Raw genomic sequence first — 20,106 nt, forward strand, 5'->3', positions numbered from 1 at the left:
GGCATGGCGGCGCTTCAGCGAGAAAAGCCGGGGAGTTGATCGGGACTGGCCGGATGCAGCAGCCACGAACCCCAGACCGGCAGTTTGGGCTGCGCTTCGCGTTGGCCAGGCAGCGGGATGTCGGTGCCGCGCGCCAGCGGTTTGACCAGGCGCGGCGTCACCACGATGACCAGTTCCTTGTCCTCACGCTTGTAACTGAGGTTGCGGAAAAACGAGCCGAGTATCGGGATGTCACCCAGCAATGGAATCTTGTTGACGTTGGAGGACAGCTGGCTGCTCACAAGTCCGCCAATGACGAAGCTCTCGCCGTCGCCCAGTTCCACTGTGGTATCGGCGCGGCGGGTGGAGATGGCTGGAATCTGGGTGCCGTCGAGGGTGATGCCGCGGGCGTAATCCAGGTCGCTGGCCTCGGGCGCGACCTTCAATGCGATCCGGTCTGCCGACAATACGGTTGGTGTGACGGTCAGGCCGATGCCGAACGGCTTGAATGTGACGGTGGTGGTGCCAAGACCCTGTGGTTCCAGAATGGGCAGCTCGCCGCCAGCCAGGAAGCTGGCACTCTGGCCCGACAGTGCAACCAGGGTGGGTTCGGCCAGTACCCGCGCCATGCCGTTGGCCTGCAGCAGATCGATGTTGGCGCTCCATGCGCCCGGAAGCGAACTGGCCACCAGCTTGAACGCCGAAGACAGGGCGCCGCCGCTATCACTGCTGCCGGCCGGTGAAGTGATGCCGTAGCTGAAACCGCCGTTGATGTTCTTGAAGCTGATGCCGACCTGGCGCAGCACGCTGCGATTGAACTCCACCACCTTGACCTCGACCTGCACCACGCCGCCGTTGGCAATGGTGGCTGCGTCGCTGATCACGCCCTTGTCGCCAATCGCCGATGCTGCGGCCTTGCGGCTGGCCTCGTGCTCCAGCAGCGAGGTCGCGCTGCCCGAGAGCAGCGCCTGCCCGCCTTGCACGGTGAGTTGGCTGCCGCCGCCATCAAGCAGGCCACCCTGTACGGCGTTGCGCACTTCCACGCGGATGCGGGTGGGGGCGGCCTGCTTCTGCAACCACAACAACAGGGTGGTGCTACCCGCGGACTTGCCCACCAGCAAGGCTTCGCTGTTGCGGCCGATGCGGGTGATATCGGCGATGGAGGGATCGGCAATGGCGATCCGTTCGACGCCAGCAGGCAGGTTCCACGGGCGCTGCTCGTTGAGTTCGAGCACAACGCTGTTGGTCATTGCCTGTGCTTGCGCTGCCTGCGTGGCCGGTGGCGCGAAGCCCCCCAATCCAAGCAGGGTCAAGGCAAGTAATGCAGATGCGGTGATGGAAGAGCGCTGGTGCAAGAGAGAGCCTCCGTTCATGGCGAAGACAGGCGGTTGTCCGGGGTGGCGCCGCGAATGATCTCGATGCCTTGCCGTGTCGCTGGTCGTGGTGTGCGGCGCCGCGGCGGTGCAGTCGTGTTCGCACCAGCGGCTGGCGTGCGAGCGTTGTTGTCGCCGGCCAGTGCATTCAGGTCGATACCGGCATAGGCGCGGTTCTCCGGCCGCGTGGCTGCTTCGGCGGCGCCATCAAGATCGCGACGCAGCGCCAGCACCGGTGCCGGTGGCGCAAACAGCGCCTCATCGGCCAGGCCGGTATCGCCGGGATTGCGCAGGGCCAGGAACAATTTGCCGCTGTGGGCGGCCAGCAGCAGCCGTCCTGCGTCCTGCACCGGCACGGCAAGAATCGCACTGCGCGCCTGCGGCGCATCGCTGCTGGTAGTGCCGGAGCCGCGATTGTCGCGAGCGGCGATGGTTTCGGCGCGGCTACCCGGCTCCGGAGAGGTGGTGGACACGGCGTCGCTCTGTTCGCTTGTGGCAGGACGCGCCTGCGACACGTCGGCATTGCCATAACCGAGTACCTGCAACCGCGAAAGCAGCAGGCGCGCCTGTGGATTTGCCTGGCCACCGGCGCCGGCTGCGGGATCCTGCAGGCTCATGAAGACATCGACGTAGTCGCCGGGTGCTACCCGGTTGCTGACACCGGCCAGCTCGTCGACCGGTACCGCTACCGCACGCTCGCCGGGTTTGATGCCGATGGCGATGCCCTGCAGCAGCTGTTCGGGGGTGATCAGCGCACCAGCGGCGATGTTCAGCGCTGGGGTACGGCCCTCGACCTCGCTGATGGCGGCGTAGCCACTGGTTGGTGGCAATGCCATCTCTGCAACGGACAGGTCAGCGGCGGTGATGGGGCGGCCGGCGGGCAGTTCCTTGTTCGCCACCACCAGCATGCGCTTGGGCACGCTGGCCGGTGCCTGTTTGGCAACGGCATCTTCCGGTGCGGGTGCAGCCCGGCGACCGATGCCGAATGCCAGCACCATCAACAGCGCCGCCAGTACCAGCAGCAGGATTGCAGCTATGCGTATTGCCTTCGGCATCTTGAAACTCCTCCCCTTGGAGTCCGCGCTCAGCGGTCGCCTAGATCCAGTTGAACAACGGCGGTACTGCTCAGCGATTTACCCATGCTCCAGCCCATCAAGGTGCCGGTGCCCGGCATGAAGGGGTGGGCGTCATGGTCGTAGGACACGGTCACCTTGATGCACTTGACCGAGCTATCGGCAGCGCAGGCATAAGGTTGAGATACGGCTATTGGCGCCGCGCTTGCGCTGCTGCAGCCGGCGGCTGCGCCGGAGTAGTTCAACAACCATTGCATCGAGCGCGCGGCGGCCTGGCAGGCATTGTTGCGCCGCTCGGCGGTTGTTCCGTAGCGCAGCGATGCGCGTGCGCCTTCACCTGCGGCAAGTGCCAGCGTTTGCTGGGCGGCGAATATCATCACCCCGGTAAAGGTGATCAACAGCAGCGGCAGCACGCCGAACATCATCATCAGCGCGAACTCGATGGTTACCACGCCGCGTACGCGGCGGCGGCCGGCTGGGTTCTTTCTAGGCATGCCCACCTCCTTGCACGACGACGGCGATCATCGCGATACCCATGTACGCGGCATACGGAATGCCACTGCGGCCTCGTCGTGCCGCCCGCAGATCCATCTGCCAATCAAGCACAAGGCTGGAACCCTGCAGCGACTGCACCATCCGCTGGAGTCGTGGCGGGGCGTAACTGGCTGCCGGCGTCCAGGCAATGACGAGCAGTGCATGGGCGCCCGCAGCCAGGCTGGCGATCAGCCAGATCGGCAGCAGAGCATTGCTGCCCAGCAGGAAGCCGATGACCGAAAACAGCTTCACATCGCCCGCACCCATCCAACCGATGGCGTAGAAGGGCAGCAAGGCAGCCAGACCGATCACGCCGCCGAGCAGACACTGGGCGAGCGAAGGCGGGCTGCCAATCTGCAGCAGTTGCATCGCCGCGACACAGCCGAGCACGCTCAACAGTGCGCGGTTGGAGACGCGCCGGGCCATGAGGTCGCTGATCGCGACCTGGGCTCCGAGCAACAATGCTGTCAGGTAGGCGATGGTCATGGCTGTGACCTGGGTTCAGCCCGTGCCACCGGTGCTGGGTGTGCCAGTGCTGCCGCCGACCAGCGCGGTGAGTTTGGCCAGTACTGTCTCAAAGACGGTCTTCAGGCCATCGCGTGCGAAGAAAATAATCAGCCCGGCGACGACTGCGGCCAGCAGTCCGTACTCAAGTGCGGTGACACCATCTTCTTCCCGGAAAAACCTGCGCATCTGTGCGTTCATGATGTTCTCCCTGATGACCCGGTGTCGGTGTTGCACCGACAAGCAGCCGGGTGCTGGGCATCGCTGCCCGATTGAGGTCATTGGGATACGCATGACACCGGCAAGAGTGTGCCGACGGTTGTTCGGGTTGCCGGTTGGGGCCGGCAGTTTCCTACCCTAGCTTCCGTTGTCCCCTGTCGGCATGCAGCGCATGCCCGGAAACATCATTGCAATCGCCCCGCTGGGCGCATGCGCATATTCGGCAAGAATGAATTGTTTTTCATATATGTGACGGACTTGGCTAAACGGGAGTGGCGGAGCCCGCGTGAAGGCTTGTTTTCTTTGTCAGTATCCATCGCAACGAAAGACGTTCAATGGATTGAAGAGCGTAATTCCGTAATGTGGGTTTCAGGCTGTGCGGCAGGGGATTGCAGGTTGCCTTCGTTGACCTGCAGCGGATGGTCGGGCTTCTGAAGCGGGTCCTGATCGAGGACGCGCAAAGGCTTTCACATGGATGCGGGTGTCGGCGTAAATGGTTTGAGGTCATGTGATCTGGCGTCGCTGAGCGGCACGCTACGCGTGTGCCACGTTGAGCTCGTGTTGCTTGATGACCAGCCACCGTCGGCATCCATCACCTCGTTTGTCCACGACCAGGCATTGCTGTGCACATTTGAAATAGGCGCGCGCACGCGCGGCCGATTCATGTTGCCACTGGATTGGTGCTTGTTGGGATGCCTGCAATCGGTTGATCCGCAGAGCAGTTGGTGCCATGGCGTGCCTTTGCTGCCCGGCAATATCGTGTCGGTGATGCCGGAGGGGATCACCGAGTTCGCGCTGGGTGCGGGTAGTCGCGTGACATTCGTACTGGTGCCACTCAAACGCTTCCAGGAGCGCGCCGCAGCGCAGCGCCTGGGCGGATTGGTGGATGAATCAGCGGCTGTTCCCTTGCTGAGTGCCGGGCCGCATGTGCCGCTGCAGGACTATTACCAAGGGCTGCACGAGCGCATCCGTGAAGGCGAGGTGGGCGCCGAAGAGATCGATGCCATGCTCGATGCCCACGTCAAGGAAATCGTGACCGGCGGACCGCCCGAGCGTGGTGGCTGCAATCGCAGTCGTCGTGCCCGCTATCTGATTTTCCGCCGTGCCGAAGACATGATGTACGCCAACCTGCGGCGGCATATCTATATGCACGAGCTCTGCGACGCGGCTGGCGTGAGTGAACGCGCGTTGCGCTATGCGTTCGAGGAACTGGTGGGTATTTCGCCAGTGCGCTATCTGTCGATGCTGCGCCTGTGCGAGGCCTGCCGCAGCCTGTCCAGCGCTGATGCTGGGCGAAAATCGGTCAAGTCGATTGCACTCAGCTGTGGGCTGTGGGACCTGTCGCGCTTCGCTGATAACTACCGCAAGGTGTTCGGCGAGTTGCCGAGCGAGACCTTGATGCGTGGCACCTATACGCACGCTTGATGCCTACGGAATGTGATGCGCATCAAACGCCGGTAGCAGCTTGCCGATTACGTGCATCGGCGTGCCGTTAACGGGCAAAGGTTTGCCAAATCAACGCATCGGTGTGCCGGATGCGGGTAAAAAAAGCAGCGCCGCAGCGCTGTACTGGCCTCACAGAGAGAACCCCTCCACGCCTGGTGGGGTTGAGCTGGAGGCCCCAAATGAACCGTATCTATCGGCTGGTATGGAACCGCACCCTCAATGCGTTTGTGGTGGGGTCGGAATTGGCGAGTGCACAAGGCAAGGGCTCGGGTCCGGCGAAGTTGTCGCCGGCAGCGTCGTGGAGCCTGGCAGGTTTGGCTGGCGCCATCGCGCTGGCCTTGGCCGGGCCAGCAGCGGCGACCGACGCCAAGTTGGCCGACCTGCAGGACCTGCTCGCCAAGTACAGCAACACCGACGCGCAGCAGATTGTCTCCACCGTGTTGCCTGCCGCCGGTGCCGGCGCTGCGATCAACGCCTCGGTGACGCTGCCGGCAGCGCTGCAGGTGGACGCATCGGCGGCAGTCGCGCTCACGCCGCGCGTTGCGACTGCGCCGGCAGCGGTACGCGCACAACTCGGTGTGCGCGCTGCGTTGCCGAAGTTGCAGCCGCATAGCGGAACAAATTCACCGGCAGCAGCGTTGTCGGTGGTTACCGATGCCGCACTCGCGGTGAAGCCGCTGGCGGCTTCTGCCAATGCCACGGTAACTGCGACAGTTGGTCCGCTGACCGGCAATGGGGCCGGCTTGCAAGGCATTGCCGCGATACTGCTGCCGGGCAAGGAAGAGGGTGGTAGCCCGCTGCACGGCACGCTGGTGTCAACGGCCGGTGCGGTCAAAGAGCTGACCGGCGAAGTCCTGACGGGCAAGCCGGTGGCGGCGGTTGAAACGCTCACTTCGCATGTGGGTACAACGGTGGCGCCGCTCACCCAGCATGTGGGTGCCGGCGTCGAAGGTCTGGTCGGTGCGTTGTTGCCGGGTCAGCAGGGTGGAAGCCCGTTGCAGGGAACGCTGGTTTCAACGGTTGGTGCGGTCAAGGAGTTGACCGGCGAAGTGTTGACTGGCCAGCCGGTGGCGGCGGTCGAAACGCTCACTTCGCATGTGGGCACGACGGGGGCGCCGCTTACCCAGCATCTGGGCGGCGGCGTCGAAGGTCTGGTCGGCGCGTTGTTGCCGGGTCAGCAGGGTGGAAGCCCGTTGCAAGGAACGCTGGTTTCAACGGTTGGGGCGGTCAAGGAGTTGACCGGCGAAGTGCTTGCCGGCCAGCCGGTGGCTGCGGTGGGAACGCTGACCTCGCATGTGGGCACGACGGTGGCGCCGCTCACCCAGCATCTGGGCGGCGGCGTCGAAGGCTTGGTCGGCGCGCTGTTGCCTGGCCAGCAGGGTGGAAGCCCGTTGCAGGGAACGCTGGTTTCAACGGTTGGTGCTGTCAAGGAAGTGACCGGCGAAGTGTTGACTGGCCAGCCGGTGGCTGCGGTCGAAACGCTCACTTCGCATGTGGGCACGACGGTGGCGCCGCTCACCCAGCATCTGGGCAGCGGCGTCGAAGGCCTGGTCGACGCGCTGTTGCCTGACCAGCAGGGTGGAAACCCGTTGCAGGGCACGCTGGTTTCAACAGTGGGTGCAGTCAAGGAAGTGACCGGCGAAGTGTTGACTGGCCAGCCGGTGGCTGCGGTCGAAACGCTTACCTCGCATGCCGGTACGACGGTGACCTCGCTCACCGGGCAGCTGGGCAGCGGCGTTGCTGGCCTGGGTGGCGTGCTGCTGCCGGGTGCTGGGCAGGGTGGCAATCCGGTGCGTGACACCGTGACCGGAGCGGTGGGTTCGGTCGAAGATCTGACCGGTGGCCTGACCAAGGGCACGGGGCTGGGCGGCGTGGTGGATGGATTGGTCAATGGCGCCGCGCCTGTTCTGGGTGGCGTTGGCAACCTGCTCGGTGCGGTGGTGGGCGGCGTGACCGGCTCGGCCACGCTTGGTACAGGCGTCACCAATACGGTTGGCACGCTGACCGGCGGGCTGCAGGGCACGACTGGTGCGCTCGCCGACGGCGATGTGGCTGGCACCGTGCAGAACCTGCTGGGAACGGTCAACAACACTGCATCCACGCTGTTGGGTGCGACTGGCAATACGCTGGGCGGCGTCACCGGTTCCGGCTCTGGTGTGGGTGGTTTGACCGGTGCGTTGAGCGGTGTGGTCGGCGGCGTTACCGGCGGTCTGTCCAACGTGGTCGGAAGCCTCACCGGCAGTCCAGTGATTCCCAGCGCGGTGCCGGCAGCGCCCGGTCCGTCGGGAATGATCGTTGGCAACGGCGGTCTGGTGGGCTCGGTGAATCAGCTGGTGGATTCGCCGCTCACGTCGCTGCTCGGGGGCAATCCGTACATGCAGAGCGGTAGCCTGAAGGTGAACAGCACCAATGTGATGCAGACCTATTCGGAGGTGCAGTTGCTGGGTCTGCCGACGGTGAACCTGACTCCGGTAGGCGAACTGCTGGATGGCCTGGGTGGTCTGGCCACGGGCAGCAACTCGCACCTGACCCTGATCGGCGGTGTCACCTCCGACAGCTATATCACCAACATCAACAACGGCGACCCGGGTGGCCTGCTGGGACTGCTGCTGCCGGATGGCGCACCGGCCTGGGCGTCGGATTGCCTCAATGTGCTGGGCGTGGTGACCGCCAAGTGCTGGGCAGTGCCGGCAGCGCAGGATTACCAGGTGTTGATCGGCGATGGTGCCTTTGCCAACGGTTCCAAGGAAGTAGTGATCGGCAGCAATGCCGAGCATCGGTTGGCTGCACAGACGGCAGACCAGGTGTTCATCGACGCGGCCGGCGGCAAGACCGGTGTGCCCACCGCCGACTACGATGCGCGGCTTGGGCATTCGGTGGTGGTTGGCGACAGTGCCAAGGGCACCGCCAATGCGCAGACGCTGCTGGGTGCGGGTGCAACGTCAGACAAGGCCAATAGTGTGGCGCTGGGCTTCAAGTCCAATGCCGCACGCGGTGGCCAGGACAACTACGCAGCCTTCGGCTTGACCGCGGCGCAGACCTCCATCGGCGAAGTGGCCGTTGGTTCGGTTGGTCGCGAGCGGCAGATCACCCACGTTGCTGCCGGCAGCCAGGACACCGATGCGGTCAACGTCAAGCAGTTGCGCGGTGCGCTGGACCAGATCGATGATCTGGGTCTGGCAGCGGTGGTCTATGACGAAGACCTCAATGGCGTCGTCAACTACGGCAAGGTGACGCTGGGCAGTGGCCAGGCCGTTAGTGGCACGGTGCTGGCCAATCTCGCCGCAGGTGCGGTCGCAGCGGGCAGCCTGGAAGCGGTCAACGGTGGGCAGCTGTTTGCTGTGGGTGCATCCATGGCCACCTATCTGGGCGGCGGTGCGACCTTCAATGGCGGCGTGCTCGGCGCACCGAGCTATCAGATCAACAGCGTCGGTGTGCTGGGCGTGGTCTCGCTGCAGCAGTTTGGAAACATCGGTACCGCGTTCAGCTCGATCAGTGATTCGCTGCTCAACCTGAGCAACCTGTTGCCGCGCAGCGTCCCGGGCGGCAGCGATCCGCTGGCGGTGAAATACGTCGCCGATGGTGCCGGAAATCCCACCAATGCAGTGCAGCTGACTGGCGATGGCAGTGGCGCGGCGGTGGCACTGGGCAACGTGGCCGCTGGCAGTGTCACCAGCGGCAGCCTGGATGCGATCAATGGCGGGCAGTTGGCTGCAACCAACGACGCAGTGGCTTCCGCGATCGGCGGCACCATGCAGTACAACAGCAGCACCGGCCAGTGGAGCTCGGCCAGCTTCAACATCACCTCGATCAACAGTGGCGGCGCCGCTACCCAGCAGACGTTCGGCAATGTCACCGATGCCTTTGCGGCAATGGACAGCTCCATCGTCAACGTCAACAAGCGCATCGACAACATCCAGAACGGTGGTGCCGGCAACGCCTACTTCGCGGTCAATTCGACCAAAGCGGCAGCTTCTGCCACTGGTCAGGACAGCGTGGCTGCAGGTCCGCAGGCCACTGCCAGCGGCAACCAGTCCGTGGCCATCGGTGACGGTGCCAATGCATCGGCCGCCGGCAGTGTCGCCCTGGGCGCAGGCTCGGTGGCCAGCCGTGCCAACACGGTGTCGGTTGGCGCCGCAGGTGCCGAGCGCCAGGTCACCAATGTCGCAGACGGCAGTGAAGCCACCGATGCGGTGAACCTGCGGCAGTTGCAGGCATCGCAGCAGGGCACGGTGCGCTATGACCAGAACACCGACGGCAGCACCAACTACGGCAGCGTGACGATGGGCCGCAGCGGCACCAGCACGGTGATCCACAACGTTGGTACCGGTGTTGCGCCGACCGATGCGGTCAACGTGGCACAACTCAACAAGGGCATGGGGGAGGTCATGGATTGGTCGAAGAACTACACCGATCAGCGCTTCAATGACGTCAGCCGCGACATGAAGCGCATCGATGACCGTGCTTCTGCCGGTGTTGCCTCGGCCATGGCCATGGCCGGTTTGCCGCAGCCGACCGAGGCTGGTCGGCGCATGGCGTCGATGGCTGCCAGTACCTTCCATGGCGAGTCCAGCATGGCGGTGGGCGTGTCGGGTGTCACTGATGGCGGCCGCTGGATTTACAAGCTCAGTGGTTCGGCCAATACGCGTGGCGATGGCGGGGTGACGGTAGGCGCCGGCTTCCAGTGGTGAGCACGGGAAAGCAGTGACCTGCATGTAGACAACCATGGCTACGCATCGAGGACGCTATGAATACGAAATGGACCGTACTGGCGTTGCTGGCAACCCTGACCGCCTGTGGCAAGGGCCAGCTGCGTGAAGAATTCCCGGATCCGGCGCGTGCCTATCCGGCCGGGGGCACCTACGTGAATCTCGACAACCTGCGGCAATACGCCCCAGGCATGAACAAGCGCCAGATCCAGACGTTGTTGGGTACACCACAGTTCAATGAAGGTTTGTGGGGGGTGCGGGAGTGGAACTACGTTTTCAAGTTTCGGCGTTCGGTTGGGGCCGAGCCGATTCAATGCCAGTTCCAGGTTCGGTTTGACGCGGACGGCGTTGCCAGCGGCCAGGCGTGGCAACCAGCAAGCTGCGCCGCGTTGCTGGAGCCAGCTCCCGCACCACCCGCGCCACCGCCGCCGCCTCCGCCGGAGGTGGTGGCGCCACTGCGGATCTCGGCCGATGCCTTGTTCGCCTTCGACAGCGCCAACCTCTCGGCTGTCGGCCGCGGTCGTCTGGATGAGCTCCTGCAGCAGCTGAAGGACCGCGCGACGCAGGCGTCGCTCACCGTTATCGGCTACACCGATCGCATAGGTACCGATGCCTACAACCTGGAACTGTCCCGGCGGCGCGCGCAGAGCGTGCGCAACTATCTGGTCGAGCACGGCGTTCCGGCAGCGGCACTGCACGCCGAGGGGCGCGGCAACACTGCGGCGCTGGTCGAATGTGAGCAGGTCAGCGGGGCGGCGCTGGTGGAATGCCTGGCGCCGAACCGGCGGGTGGAGATTGCCGGAATGGGCGGTTGATTCCACGGTGGGGCCGCCGGGCGATGCGATTGTCGCCCGCAGCCCTCACAATGGCCGCCGGTAGTCCGTGGCAGCCGTGCCCCGGCCAGAACGGGACAGGGTGTGTTGTGTTGAAGTCGAACAAGGTAATTGCCTGGGCCGGGCCACTGGCGGTGGTGGTCTTCATTGCGGCGGTGGCTGGTTTTGGCGCGCAGCTGCACGGCTACGACCAGATGCGCCATCCGGTGTCGCTGCTGGGTGCACGTGGAATCCCCGGCGGCACGGTGTTCAGTCTGCTGGGGTTTGTATTGCCGGGCTTGCTGGCTGCGATTGCCGCGCTGGACCTGATCCTGCGCATGCCTGCCACTGCCCCGCGCCCGCTGCGGGTTGGCGGACAGATGCTGTTGCTGGCTGCAATCGCGTTTGCCGCGATGGGGTTGTTCCCGTTGGATGTGGACGATATCGAGAACCGCGCCAGCCAGTTCCACGCCAGCGCCTGGTTGCTGTGGTTGCTGGCGTTCAGCGCCGCCGCCATCGCTTTGCGCTTTGGCGCCGGCAAGGCCAGTGCGTGGCGGCCGCTGTCCACGCTGACCATGGTCTGCGCACTATGGATCGTCTGCAGTGCTTTCCTGTTCGAGATCGCCATGCCAGTGGCTATGGCGCAGCGCCTGGCCTTCCTGGGTTGGCTGATCTGGCTGGCGGGCGCGGCCCGTTTGGCGCCAACACGCAACTGAGCGATGTGGGCCAGGTGCCGCGAATCGGGGCAGGGCACGCGCAAGTGGTGCGCATGATGCGCTTTTGAGAAACCTCCGTTTTTTTAAAAGCCCTATATTTCAATGACCTGCAGGCTTTGTTTGATACTGGTCTGCGCCCGGATTGGAGTGCAATGATGCACTGCGGTACCCTTTGCCGCTTTGCCGTTGCCCAGCGTTGACATGTCCAGCGTCGAACCAAACATCTACGATCCCCAGCAGGTTGAAGCCGCCGCCCAGAAATTCTGGGAGGCCGAGAAAGCATTCGAGGTGAACGAAACCTCGGACAAGCCCAAGTTCTACTGCTTGTCGATGCTTCCGTACCCTTCCGGTGCGCTGCACATGGGCCATGTGCGCAACTACACCATTGGCGATGTCATCAGCCGCTACAAGCGCATGACCGGCCATAACGTGCTGCAGCCGATGGGCTGGGATGCTTTCGGTCTTCCGGCCGAAAACGCTGCGATCAAGAACAAGACCGCGCCGGCCAAGTGGACCTACGCCAACATCGGCCACATGCGCAGCCAGCTCAAGTCGCTGGGCTACGCGATCGACTGGTCGCGTGAGTTCGCCACCTGCACGCCGGACTACTACGTCCACGAGCAGCGCATGTTCACCCGCCTGATGCGCAAGGGCCTGGCTTATCGCCGCAACTCGGTGGTGAACTGGGACCCGGTCGACAACACCGTGCTGGCCAATGAGCAGGTCATCGACGGCCGCGGCTGGCGTTCCGGCGCACTGGTCGAGAAGCGCGAGATCCCGCAGTGGTTCCTGCGCATCACCGATTACGCCCAAGAGCTGCTGGACGGCCTGGACGAATTGCCGGGCTGGCCGGAGTCGGTCAAGACCATGCAGCGCAACTGGATCGGCCGCTCCGAAGGCCTGGAAATCCAGTTCGACGTGCGTGACGTGGATGGTGCCGCACTGGATCCGCTGCGCGTGTTCACCACCCGCCCGGACACGGTGATGGGCGTGAGCTTCGTCTCCATTGCCGGCGAACACCCGCTGGCCGTGCATGCCGCCAAAAACAACCCGCAGCTGGCCGCCATGTTGGCCGAGCTGAAGCAGGGCGGTGTCTCCGAGGCCGAACTGGAAACCCAGGAAAAGCGCGGCATGGACACTGGCCTGAAGGCCATCCATCCGGTCAGCGGCGAGCAGGTGCCGATCTGGGTCGCCAACTTCGTGTTGATGGGCTACGGCACAGGTGCGGTGATGGCCGTGCCGGGGCACGATGAGCGGGACTTTGAGGTCGCATGCAAGTTCGGGCTACCAATCCGCTATGTCATCGCTCCAACGAAGCAGTTTAGGGAATGGCAAGGGCTGCGTTCGAAGCTTTCAGAGCTCGGAATCGCGACGTTAGAGTATCCACGCTCTTTGGAGGACATCACAGATGTGGCATCAGTGGTGTTTGGAAAAGAGGGCGATTCTGCGCTATTCCAAGAAATCAATAGATTTGCCGAATCCACCCGTCTTCCGTTTACTGACAAGGACGGAACTTTGGTCAATTCGGCCGAGTTTGACGGCCTGGATTTCCAGGGCGCCTTCGAGGCACTGGCCGAGCGTTTCGAGCGCAAGGCCCAGGGCCAGCGCCGGGTCAACTACCGCCTGCGCGATTGGGGCGTGAGCCGCCAGCGTTATTGGGGTTGCCCGATCCCGGTGATCTACTGCGACAAGTGTGGCGCGGTGCCGGTGCCGGAAGACCAGCTGCCGGTGATCCTGCCGGAAGACGTGACGCTCAACGGTACCGGTTCGCCGATCAAGGCCGACCTGGAGTGGCGCAAGACCACCTGCCCGGATTGCGGCGGCGCAGCCGAACGCGAAACCGATACCTTCGACACCTTCATGGAGTCGAGCTGGTACTACGCCCGCTACACCTCGCCGGGTGCACGTGAGGCGGTGGACAAGCGCGGCAATTATTGGCTGCCTGTCGACCAGTACATCGGTGGCATCGAGCACGCCATCCTGCACCTGATGTATTTCCGTTTCTTCCACAAGCTGATGCGCGATGCGCGCATGGTGGACAGCAACGAGCCGGCACAAAACCTGCTGTGCCAGGGCATGGTCATCGCCGAAACCTTCTACCGCCAGAACAGCGACGGTTCCAAGGATTGGTTCAACCCGGCCGACGTGGACACGGTGCGCGACGAGCGCGGCCGCATCACCGGTGCGACCCTGCGCGAAGACGGCCAGCCGGTGGTGATCGGTGGCGTCGAGAAGATGTCCAAGTCCAAGAACAACGGCGTCGATCCGCAGACCATGGTGGCCAAGTACGGCGCTGACACCGTGCGCCTGTTCTCGATGTTCGCTGCGCCGCCGGAACAGTCGCTGGAATGGAATGAGGCAGGCGTCGATGGCATGGCGCGCTTCCTGCGCCGGCTGTGGGCAATGGTGCACAAGCATGTTGCCGACGGCGTTGCACCGGCGCTGGATGTCGCTGCACTGAGTGCCGAGCAGAAGGCGATCCGCCGCAAGACCCACGAGACCATCAGCAAGGTCAGCGACGACTACGGCCGCCGCCACGCCTTCAATACCGCCATCGCCGCGGTGATGGAACTGCTGAACGCACTGGCCAAGTTCGACGATGCCAGCGCCCAGGGCCGTGCGGTGCGCCAGGAGGCCCTGCAGGCCGCCGTGCTGCTGTTGAACCCGATCACCCCGCATGCCTGCCATGCGATGTGGCAGCTGCTGGGCCACGAGCAGACCCTGCTCGAAGACCAGCCGTTCCCGCAGGTTGATGCCGCTGCCCTGGTCAAGGATTCGCTGACCTTGGCGGTGCAGATCAACGGCAAGCTGCGTGGCACCATCGATGTGGCTGCCGATACGCCGCGCGAGCAGATCGAGGTCCTTGCCAAGGAAGAGCCGAATGCGGCGAAGTTCCTGGATGGCCTGACCATCCGCAAGGTCATCATCGTGCCGGGCAAGATCGTCAACATCGTTGCGGCGTAAGCCGCAACGGGTATCTCAAGTGCAGTTCACGCGGCATCAGGCAGGCTAGCTGCCTGTTGCCGCTCCCGGCCGGCTCCTCCAGACTGTGTGCATGACTCGATACCTGACTGCCCTGATTCTTGCCGCCACCCTCACCGGTTGTGGCTTCCATCTGCGTAACAAGCTCGCGTTGCCTGCCGATATGCCGGCGGTGCAGGTGGATTCGGCGGTGCGTTACAGCGAACTGGTCAAGTTCCTCAACCGCGGCCTGCGTTCTTCCGGCGCCACCGTGGTCGAAGACGGGGACACGCTGCCGGTCGCCGGCAAGACCCCCGGGGTTGCGCGCCTGCAGATCCGCTCCGAGCGTTGGGGCGACCTGCCCATTGCCATCGATGCCCAGGGCCGTGCCCAGGAATACAGCCTGCGCTACGCGGTGGTGTTCAGCTTCCTGCGACCGGATGGCAGCGTGATCGTGCCGGAACAGGCGGTGGAGCTGTCGCGTGACTACGTGTCGCCGCCGCAGGACGCCACCGGTACCACCACCGAACGCGAAATCCTGGCCGATGAGCTGCGCCGCGAAATGTCGGCCTCGATCCTGCGTCGTATCGACAGCGTGGTTCGCGCCGATGTGGAAAAGGCCCTGCATGCGCCGACGCCGGCCGAAGCTGCGACAGACGCGCCCAAGCCTGCGCAGGATGCTGCGGGTGAGGTGCGCTGAGTTGCTGTTCTTGCACGCCGCACAGACCCGGCAGGCCTGAGCGATGGAGCTGCGACCGGAACAACTGGCCAGCCAGATAGCCTCCCAGCCCTTGGCGCCGGTGTATCTGATCGCCGGCCCAGAACTGCTGCGGGTGATTGAGGCCGCCGATGCGGTGCGCGCCAAGGCGCGTGCCGATGGTATTGGCGAGCGTGAAGTATTCGATGCCGATGGCCGCGACTTCGATTGGGGGCAGCTGGCTTCCAGCTTCAACGCGCCCAGCCTTTTCAGTGCGCGCCGTCTGGTGGAGGTGCGCCTGCCCAATGGCAAGCCGGGCAAAGAGGGCGCCGAGGTCATCAGCGACTTCTGCGCGCGGCCGGCGCCGGATGTGGTGCTGCTGATCACCGCTGGCGAATGGAGCAAGGCGCATCAGGGCAAATGGGCCGAGGCCGTCAACAAGGTTGGCGTGTTGTCGGTGGCCTGGGCGATCAAACCGCATGAACTGGGTGATTGGATCGAGCGGCGCCTGCGCAGCAAGGGCCTGCGTGCCGATCCGGGCGCCGTGCAGCGGCTGAGCGAGCGGGTTGAAGGCAACCTGCTGGCTGCAGCACAGGAAATCGACAAGCTGGCCTTGTTGGCGGATGGCCAATCGCTGGACGTGGCCAAGATGGAATCGTTGGTGGCTGATGCCGCGCGTTACGACGTGTTCCGTTTGAGCGAAGCCGCCTTCTCCGGGCAGGCAGCGGCGGTGCTGCGGATGGTCGCCGGCCTGCGCGCCGAGGGCGAGGCGGTCGCCGCGCTGATGCCGATCCTGATCCGCGAGCTGTTGATCACCGCCGGACTGGCGCGGGTTCAAGCTAATGGCGGCAATCTGGCTGCCGAAATGAAATCCAAGGGCATCTGGGAGTCGCGGCAGGCGCCGTTCAAGCGCGCCCTGCAGCGCCATCCCGACCCGCGCCGCTGGGAGCGCTTCGTCGCCGAGGCCTCGCAGGTGGATCGCATGGCCAAGGGCAGGGCGGACGGTGATCCCTGGCTTGCCCTCGAGCGACTGCTGGTCGCGCTGGCGGAGGCCCGGGCAGTGCGCCTGCTTGTCCGTGGCGTGCGCTGAATGAGTATCGCCGCGCTGTCGCCGGCAGCTGCTGGCGCAGCCGAGAGCCTGTGGCTGCTGTACGGCGGCACCTTCGATCCGATTCATAACGGTCACTTGGCCATCGCCCGCTGCGCGGCGGCCGAGCTGCAGGTGCCTGTGCACCTGATGCCGGCGGCCGATCCGCCGCACCGGGCACCGCCCGGCGCCAATGCGGAACAGCGCACGCGGATGCTGGAACTCGCTGTAGCGGGGGAACCCAGCCTGCTGGTCGACAAACGCGAGCTGTTGCGCGCCGAGCTGCAGCCGGGTGTGCCGTCGTGGACCGTGGATACCCTGCGCGACATCCGCGCCCAGATCGGGCCGCAACGCCCCTTGGCCATGCTGATGGGCGCTGACAGCCTGCTTGGCCTGCCCAGCTGGCATGAATGGGAACACCTGCTCGATCTGGCGCATATCGTGGTGGCTGAACGTCCTGGCAGCGGTCTGGATGGCGAGCTGCCAGCGGAGCTGGGCCAGCGCCTGCAAACCGCCTGGGCCGGTTCGGCCGACGAACTGGCCACCAACCCGGCCGGCCGGGTCTGGCGGCTGCGACAGCCGCTGCACGCCGAGTCGGCGACCGTGGTGCGTGAAGCCATTGCCAATGGCGGCCAATGGCGCGATCTGTTGCCTTCGCCGGTGGCTGAGTACATCCTTGCGCAAGGCCTTTATGGCTGTGCCGCGCGGGCGTGAATGCCGGCAGCGGCCAGGTTCTCTATAATCGTCCCCTTAATTCATCGAGTTCTGCTGCTTTGACCACCGAAGCCCAAGTCATCAAGACCCAAATGCCCAGCCCGGCACCCTCCGTCCCGGCCCTGCTGGCGTCCGTCCACTCCGCCCTTGAGGAGATCAAGGCCCGGGATGCCGTCGAGCTCGATGTCCGTGGCAAGTCCAGCGTTGCTGATTACATGGTTGTGGTCTCCGGCACCTCCACCCGTCACGTCAAGTCGATTGGCGAGGAAGTCGTGCGTTTCGCCAAGAACCTGGGCGTGATGCCGCTGGGTGTCGAAGGTGAGCGCGAAGCCGAATGGGTGCTGGTCGACCTGGGCGACGTCATCGTCCACGTCATGCTGCCGCGCGTGCGCGAGCTGTATGCGCTGGAGCGTCTGTGGACCGTCGGCGACCAGCCGCGTTCGGCCTACGACGACGAAGACGAGCAGGATGCTGGCTGAGCCTGAAGGCCGCAGCTTCTGTTTCTGTGACGGCGCCGCAGGGCGCCGTCTTCGTTTGTGCAGGCTGATAGGAGGCCACGCATGAAAGCCAGATTGATCGCCACCGGTGAACGCGCGCCGTCCTGGGTGGCGCAGGGGTTTGCCGAGTACCAGAAGCGGCTGTCGCATTGGCTGCCGCTGGAACTGGTGGAAATCGAACCGGGCCTGCGCGGCAAGGGCCGTGATCCCAAGCGTGCGATCGAGGACGAAGGCAAGCGGGTGCTGGCTGCGCTGCCCAAGAACCCTTATGTGGTTGCGCTTGATGTGCCCGGCAAACAGCTCAGTTCAGAGCAGCTGGCGCAGCGTCTGGAGCACTGGCGCACGCAGGGACGCGACCTGGCCTTCCTGATTGGTGGCCCGGAAGGGCACGCAGCGGAGGTATCCGCAGTGGCCGATGAGAAGTGGTCGATAGGCCCGCTGACCTTGCCGCATATGCTGGTTCGGCTGGTGGTTGCCGAGCAGTTGTATCGCGCAGCAGCGATGTTGGCCAATCACCCCTACCATCGCGCGTAATTAACGTATAGAATGCGCCTCCCCGCCCGAATAGCTCAGCCGGTTAGAGCACTTGACTGTTAATCAGGGGGTCGTTGGTTCGAGTCCAACTTCGGGCGCCAGTAGATTCAACAGCTTAAAGGCCGCGAAAGCGGCCTTTTCGCTGTCCGGCGTAAATTCGGACGTAAAATTCCACTGTTCTATTAGCTGCAGCCCATAGAAGCTGTGCTTGGCTATCGTCCCAATTCTTATTGATCAGCTCGCCGCCGGCCGCCCCGCGCCCCGCGCGGCCGATCGTGTAGTGGACCCCGATAGGAATACACTCGCACTTGCGAACAGGGGGGCGCATGCTTAGATACAATCCGAGCCTGGACGGAATCAGGGCTATCGCGATCCTTGCGGTAGTTGCGTTTCATGCGACAACGCCACTTGCACGCGGCGGGTTCGTTGGCGTAGATGTCTTCTTCGTGCTTTCCGGATTCCTTATCACGTCGATCCTTCGAGGTGAGATTGAACAGCACGGTAGCATTCGGGTCGCCCGCTTCTATGGGCATCGATTCCTAAGGCTATACCCTTCGCTGGCTCTGGTCCTGGTCGCATTTTTGGCGGCGGCCCCCTCGCTCTGGCCTGATGAACCCGCGGGTCAGTCTGTCCTCTTGGCCGCTATGTATTTGACGGACTACAGTTCCGCGTTCTGGCAAGCACCCGAAGTGCTGCGTCACACATGGTCACTTTCTGTTGAGGAGCACTTCTACCTGCTTTGGCCCTTAGCTCTGCCTATGGTCGTCAGGGCTCGCAATCCGGTAGCGACCCTTGCCATGATTTACGTTGCTGCAACGGTTTGGCGCGTCACAAATGCCATCTGGCTGGGATGGGATATGACCTACTACCGTTTTGACACCAGGCTCAGCGGCCTGGTTCTCGGCGCGATGCTGAGCTATGTCGGCGAGCATGCGCTGGTGAGAAGATGGTCTTGGTTCGCCTGGCCAGCGATAGTCTTGGTTATCGTCGGTGGAGCCCATCGACAAGTTGCAGGTCTTGTGACCGCGATTCCTGTCGCTGAACTCGCAACAGCCTTGATGATCCTTACCGCGCGCGCAACCCCTTCTCATCGGCTGCTGTCAGCCGCCCCAATGGTCTACATTGGGAAATTGTCCTATGGCATCTATCTCTGGCACTTTCCGATAGCAGTTTGGCTGCGTCCACAGATCGGATGGGAAGGTACGTTCGCCTGGAGCCTCGGGTTGTCGATCGGAGCCGCTGCAGTTACCTACCACTTCATCGACCTTCCCTTGCAGCGGTGGCGCCACAGGAACCGGACAGCGGCCTACCGGGCAAGTGAAGAACGGGGACAACCGGGTATTACGCCACATAGGGCATCACTCGATCCTTGACAAGCGCGTTCTTCTCGCCAGACAGATCATCCAGCGCAACCACGTAATGTAGTTCAGCTGACGATGCGACATCGATGGTGAAAGTCCCATCGACCGCACTGCTGGTCGCAGATCCAGCATAAGCACCCGTCGCACGCACATAGGCCCTTACGATTCGGGCCAGCGGAGCATCGGCTTCGTCCTTTACGGATCCAATAATCTGTGCCGGTGGAGCAAGGGCCCAGTCGATCACCGCGTCCAAAAGTGCTAGACCGTTCGCCGAGTACCCTATGCGCCCGTATAGCCAACCAATGAAGGCAATTTTAGCCCCAAAGGAACCCCCACTGCGGTCGATCGATCCACGCTCGGCCATAAGCATGGTGATCTTGTTATCGGTCGACGACACCACCGCAATCGCGCTACCTACATACGGATCGCCAGGAGCCACGGTATCTACATTGTCGGTCGCGGTCACAACGGAATAGTCAGCCGGCGGCGTGACGGAGACGGCTGACCAAACTGCATGGGGAGATGACGCCCGGACAGTCGTCGGAGAACTGGATCCCGATCCAACGTTTGTAGCCTTGTCGGCCAACTTGAGGTCTGCCAACCAACCCGTGGTCACGGTACCGCCAGTTGTGGGAACGAAGAGTCCCACCAATACAGGGATGCCACTGCTGTTCAAGTAGGCAGCGATATACATCTTCATCGTTGCATAGCTCGCATCGTCCGTTAAAGCGCGAGGCATCACAATCAGATTGAAAGAAAGCAAGTTGCTTGCCGTAACCTCGCTCATGTTGAACGACGTTACTGTGTGCCCCATTCCCTCAATCGCAGCCTTCGTGTTGGTCGCGGCGACGTTAGTCTTATCTTTCGTGACCAGTGCGATGTTGGCCATT

The 20,106-nt window shown here is 63.6% G+C and carries 17 protein-coding genes and 1 tRNA gene; 12 read left to right on the forward strand and 6 right to left on the reverse strand.

What is annotated here, in order from left to right:
• Positions 1-14 precede the first annotated feature (14 nt).
• The 5 genes from Q5Z11_RS07905 to Q5Z11_RS07925 are packed head-to-tail and all read right to left on the reverse strand — an operon-like array spanning position 15 to position 3,664.
• On the reverse strand, positions 15-1,352 hold the full coding sequence (locus Q5Z11_RS07905; RefSeq protein WP_405051661.1) for a type II and III secretion system protein family protein: 1,338 nt from the start codon (positions 1,350-1,352) through the stop codon (positions 15-17).
• Positions 1,349-2,407: a Flp pilus assembly protein CpaB gene (gene cpaB / locus Q5Z11_RS07910; protein ID WP_303749488.1), complete on the reverse strand. Its 1,059-nt coding sequence runs from the start codon at positions 2,405-2,407 to the stop codon at positions 1,349-1,351. The genes Q5Z11_RS07905 and cpaB overlap by 4 nt, the downstream gene beginning before the upstream one ends.
• Before the next feature lie 29 nt (positions 2,408-2,436).
• Entirely contained in the window at positions 2,437-2,919 is a 483-nt protein-coding gene (locus tag Q5Z11_RS07915) for a TadE/TadG family type IV pilus assembly protein (RefSeq protein WP_303749489.1), read from the reverse strand.
• Positions 2,912-3,445: an A24 family peptidase gene (locus Q5Z11_RS07920; RefSeq protein WP_303749490.1), complete on the reverse strand. Its 534-nt coding sequence runs from the start codon at positions 3,443-3,445 to the stop codon at positions 2,912-2,914. The genes Q5Z11_RS07915 and Q5Z11_RS07920 overlap by 8 nt, the downstream gene beginning before the upstream one ends.
• 15 nt (positions 3,446-3,460) lie before the next feature.
• Entirely contained in the window at positions 3,461-3,664 is a 204-nt protein-coding gene (locus Q5Z11_RS07925; protein ID WP_303749491.1) for a Flp family type IVb pilin, read from the reverse strand.
• A 489-nt stretch (positions 3,665-4,153) separates the two neighbouring features.
• On the opposite strand from Q5Z11_RS07925, the gene Q5Z11_RS07930 reads away from it, so the two are divergent.
• The 12 genes from Q5Z11_RS07930 (at position 4,154) to Q5Z11_RS07985 (ending at position 19,228) form a co-directional block, all read left to right on the forward strand.
• A complete protein-coding gene (locus Q5Z11_RS07930) occupies positions 4,154-5,107 on the forward strand; it encodes a helix-turn-helix domain-containing protein (protein WP_303749492.1) in 954 nt (317 codons plus the stop codon).
• A 200-nt stretch (positions 5,108-5,307) separates the two neighbouring features.
• The gene (locus tag Q5Z11_RS07935; RefSeq protein ID WP_303749493.1) at positions 5,308-9,819 is read left to right on the forward strand and encodes an ESPR-type extended signal peptide-containing protein; all 4,512 of its coding nucleotides are present in this window, start codon (positions 5,308-5,310) and stop codon (positions 9,817-9,819) included.
• A gap of 56 nt (positions 9,820-9,875) precedes the next feature.
• Complete coding sequence (locus Q5Z11_RS07940) at positions 9,876-10,652, forward strand: OmpA family protein (RefSeq protein ID WP_303749494.1); 777 nt, start codon at positions 9,876-9,878, stop codon at positions 10,650-10,652.
• 110 nt (positions 10,653-10,762) lie between these two features.
• Entirely contained in the window at positions 10,763-11,365 is a 603-nt protein-coding gene (locus Q5Z11_RS07945; protein WP_303749495.1) for a DUF998 domain-containing protein, read from the forward strand.
• 201 nt (positions 11,366-11,566) lie between these two features.
• Positions 11,567-14,329, forward strand: a complete 2,763-nt coding sequence (leuS, locus tag Q5Z11_RS07950; RefSeq protein WP_303749496.1) for a leucine--tRNA ligase — start codon at positions 11,567-11,569, stop codon at positions 14,327-14,329.
• A gap of 91 nt (positions 14,330-14,420) precedes the next feature.
• On the forward strand, positions 14,421-15,026 hold the full coding sequence (locus tag Q5Z11_RS07955; protein ID WP_303749497.1) for an LPS-assembly lipoprotein LptE: 606 nt from the start codon (positions 14,421-14,423) through the stop codon (positions 15,024-15,026).
• Between the two features lie 43 nt (positions 15,027-15,069).
• Positions 15,070-16,113, forward strand: a complete 1,044-nt coding sequence (gene holA, locus Q5Z11_RS07960; protein ID WP_303749498.1) for a DNA polymerase III subunit delta — start codon at positions 15,070-15,072, stop codon at positions 16,111-16,113.
• Positions 16,114-16,824, forward strand: coding sequence for a nicotinate-nucleotide adenylyltransferase (gene nadD, locus Q5Z11_RS07965; protein ID WP_303749499.1), 711 nt, complete (start codon positions 16,114-16,116; stop codon positions 16,822-16,824).
• A 59-nt stretch (positions 16,825-16,883) separates the two neighbouring features.
• Complete coding sequence (gene rsfS / locus Q5Z11_RS07970; protein WP_282269796.1) at positions 16,884-17,303, forward strand: ribosome silencing factor; 420 nt, start codon at positions 16,884-16,886, stop codon at positions 17,301-17,303.
• A gap of 81 nt (positions 17,304-17,384) precedes the next feature.
• A complete protein-coding gene (gene rlmH, locus Q5Z11_RS07975; RefSeq protein WP_303749500.1) occupies positions 17,385-17,855 on the forward strand; it encodes a 23S rRNA (pseudouridine(1915)-N(3))-methyltransferase RlmH in 471 nt (156 codons plus the stop codon).
• Between the two features lie 24 nt (positions 17,856-17,879).
• A tRNA-Asn gene (locus Q5Z11_RS07980) sits at positions 17,880-17,956 on the forward strand.
• A 225-nt stretch (positions 17,957-18,181) separates the two neighbouring features.
• The gene (locus Q5Z11_RS07985; protein ID WP_303749501.1) at positions 18,182-19,228 is read left to right on the forward strand and encodes an acyltransferase family protein; all 1,047 of its coding nucleotides are present in this window, start codon (positions 18,182-18,184) and stop codon (positions 19,226-19,228) included.
• On the opposite strand, the gene Q5Z11_RS07990 is transcribed toward Q5Z11_RS07985, so the two are convergent.
• A complete protein-coding gene (locus Q5Z11_RS07990) occupies positions 19,197-20,105 on the reverse strand; it encodes a hypothetical protein (RefSeq protein ID WP_303749502.1) in 909 nt (302 codons plus the stop codon). The genes Q5Z11_RS07985 and Q5Z11_RS07990 overlap by 32 nt on opposite strands.
• Position 20,106: the final 1 nt, after the last annotated feature.

Origin of the sequence: Stenotrophomonas sp. 610A2 (assembly GCF_030549615.1) — a bacterium.
GTDB classification, from domain to species: Bacteria; Pseudomonadota; Gammaproteobacteria; order Xanthomonadales; family Xanthomonadaceae; genus Stenotrophomonas; species Stenotrophomonas pigmentata.

Bases quoted from the DNA above. Each gene is read 5' to 3' on its own strand.
- Q5Z11_RS07920 (WP_303749490.1), bottom strand. From the start codon at position 3,445: ATGACCATCGCCTACCTGACAGCATTGTTGCTCGGAGCCCAGGTCGCG.
- Q5Z11_RS07985 (WP_303749501.1), top strand. From the start codon at position 18,182: ATGCTTAGATACAATCCGAGCCTGGACGGAATCAGGGCTATCGCGATC.
- leuS (WP_303749496.1), top strand. From the start codon at position 11,567: ATGTCCAGCGTCGAACCAAACATCTACGATCCCCAGCAGGTTGAAGCC.
- Q5Z11_RS07905 (WP_405051661.1), bottom strand. From the start codon at position 1,352: ATGAACGGAGGCTCTCTCTTGCACCAGCGCTCTTCCATCACCGCATCT.
- Q5Z11_RS07955 (WP_303749497.1), top strand. From the start codon at position 14,421: ATGACTCGATACCTGACTGCCCTGATTCTTGCCGCCACCCTCACCGGT.
- nadD (WP_303749499.1), top strand. From the start codon at position 16,114: ATGAGTATCGCCGCGCTGTCGCCGGCAGCTGCTGGCGCAGCCGAGAGC.
- Q5Z11_RS07930 (WP_303749492.1), top strand. From the start codon at position 4,154: ATGGATGCGGGTGTCGGCGTAAATGGTTTGAGGTCATGTGATCTGGCG.
- Q5Z11_RS07915 (WP_303749489.1), bottom strand. From the start codon at position 2,919: ATGCCTAGAAAGAACCCAGCCGGCCGCCGCCGCGTACGCGGCGTGGTA.
- rlmH (WP_303749500.1), top strand. From the start codon at position 17,385: ATGAAAGCCAGATTGATCGCCACCGGTGAACGCGCGCCGTCCTGGGTG.
- Q5Z11_RS07935 (WP_303749493.1), top strand. From the start codon at position 5,308: ATGAACCGTATCTATCGGCTGGTATGGAACCGCACCCTCAATGCGTTT.
- Q5Z11_RS07940 (WP_303749494.1), top strand. From the start codon at position 9,876: ATGAATACGAAATGGACCGTACTGGCGTTGCTGGCAACCCTGACCGCC.
- Q5Z11_RS07925 (WP_303749491.1), bottom strand. From the start codon at position 3,664: ATGAACGCACAGATGCGCAGGTTTTTCCGGGAAGAAGATGGTGTCACC.
- cpaB (WP_303749488.1), bottom strand. From the start codon at position 2,407: ATGCCGAAGGCAATACGCATAGCTGCAATCCTGCTGCTGGTACTGGCG.
- holA (WP_303749498.1), top strand. From the start codon at position 15,070: ATGGAGCTGCGACCGGAACAACTGGCCAGCCAGATAGCCTCCCAGCCC.
- Q5Z11_RS07990 (WP_303749502.1), bottom strand. From the start codon at position 20,105: ATGGCCAACATCGCACTGGTCACGAAAGATAAGACTAACGTCGCCGCG.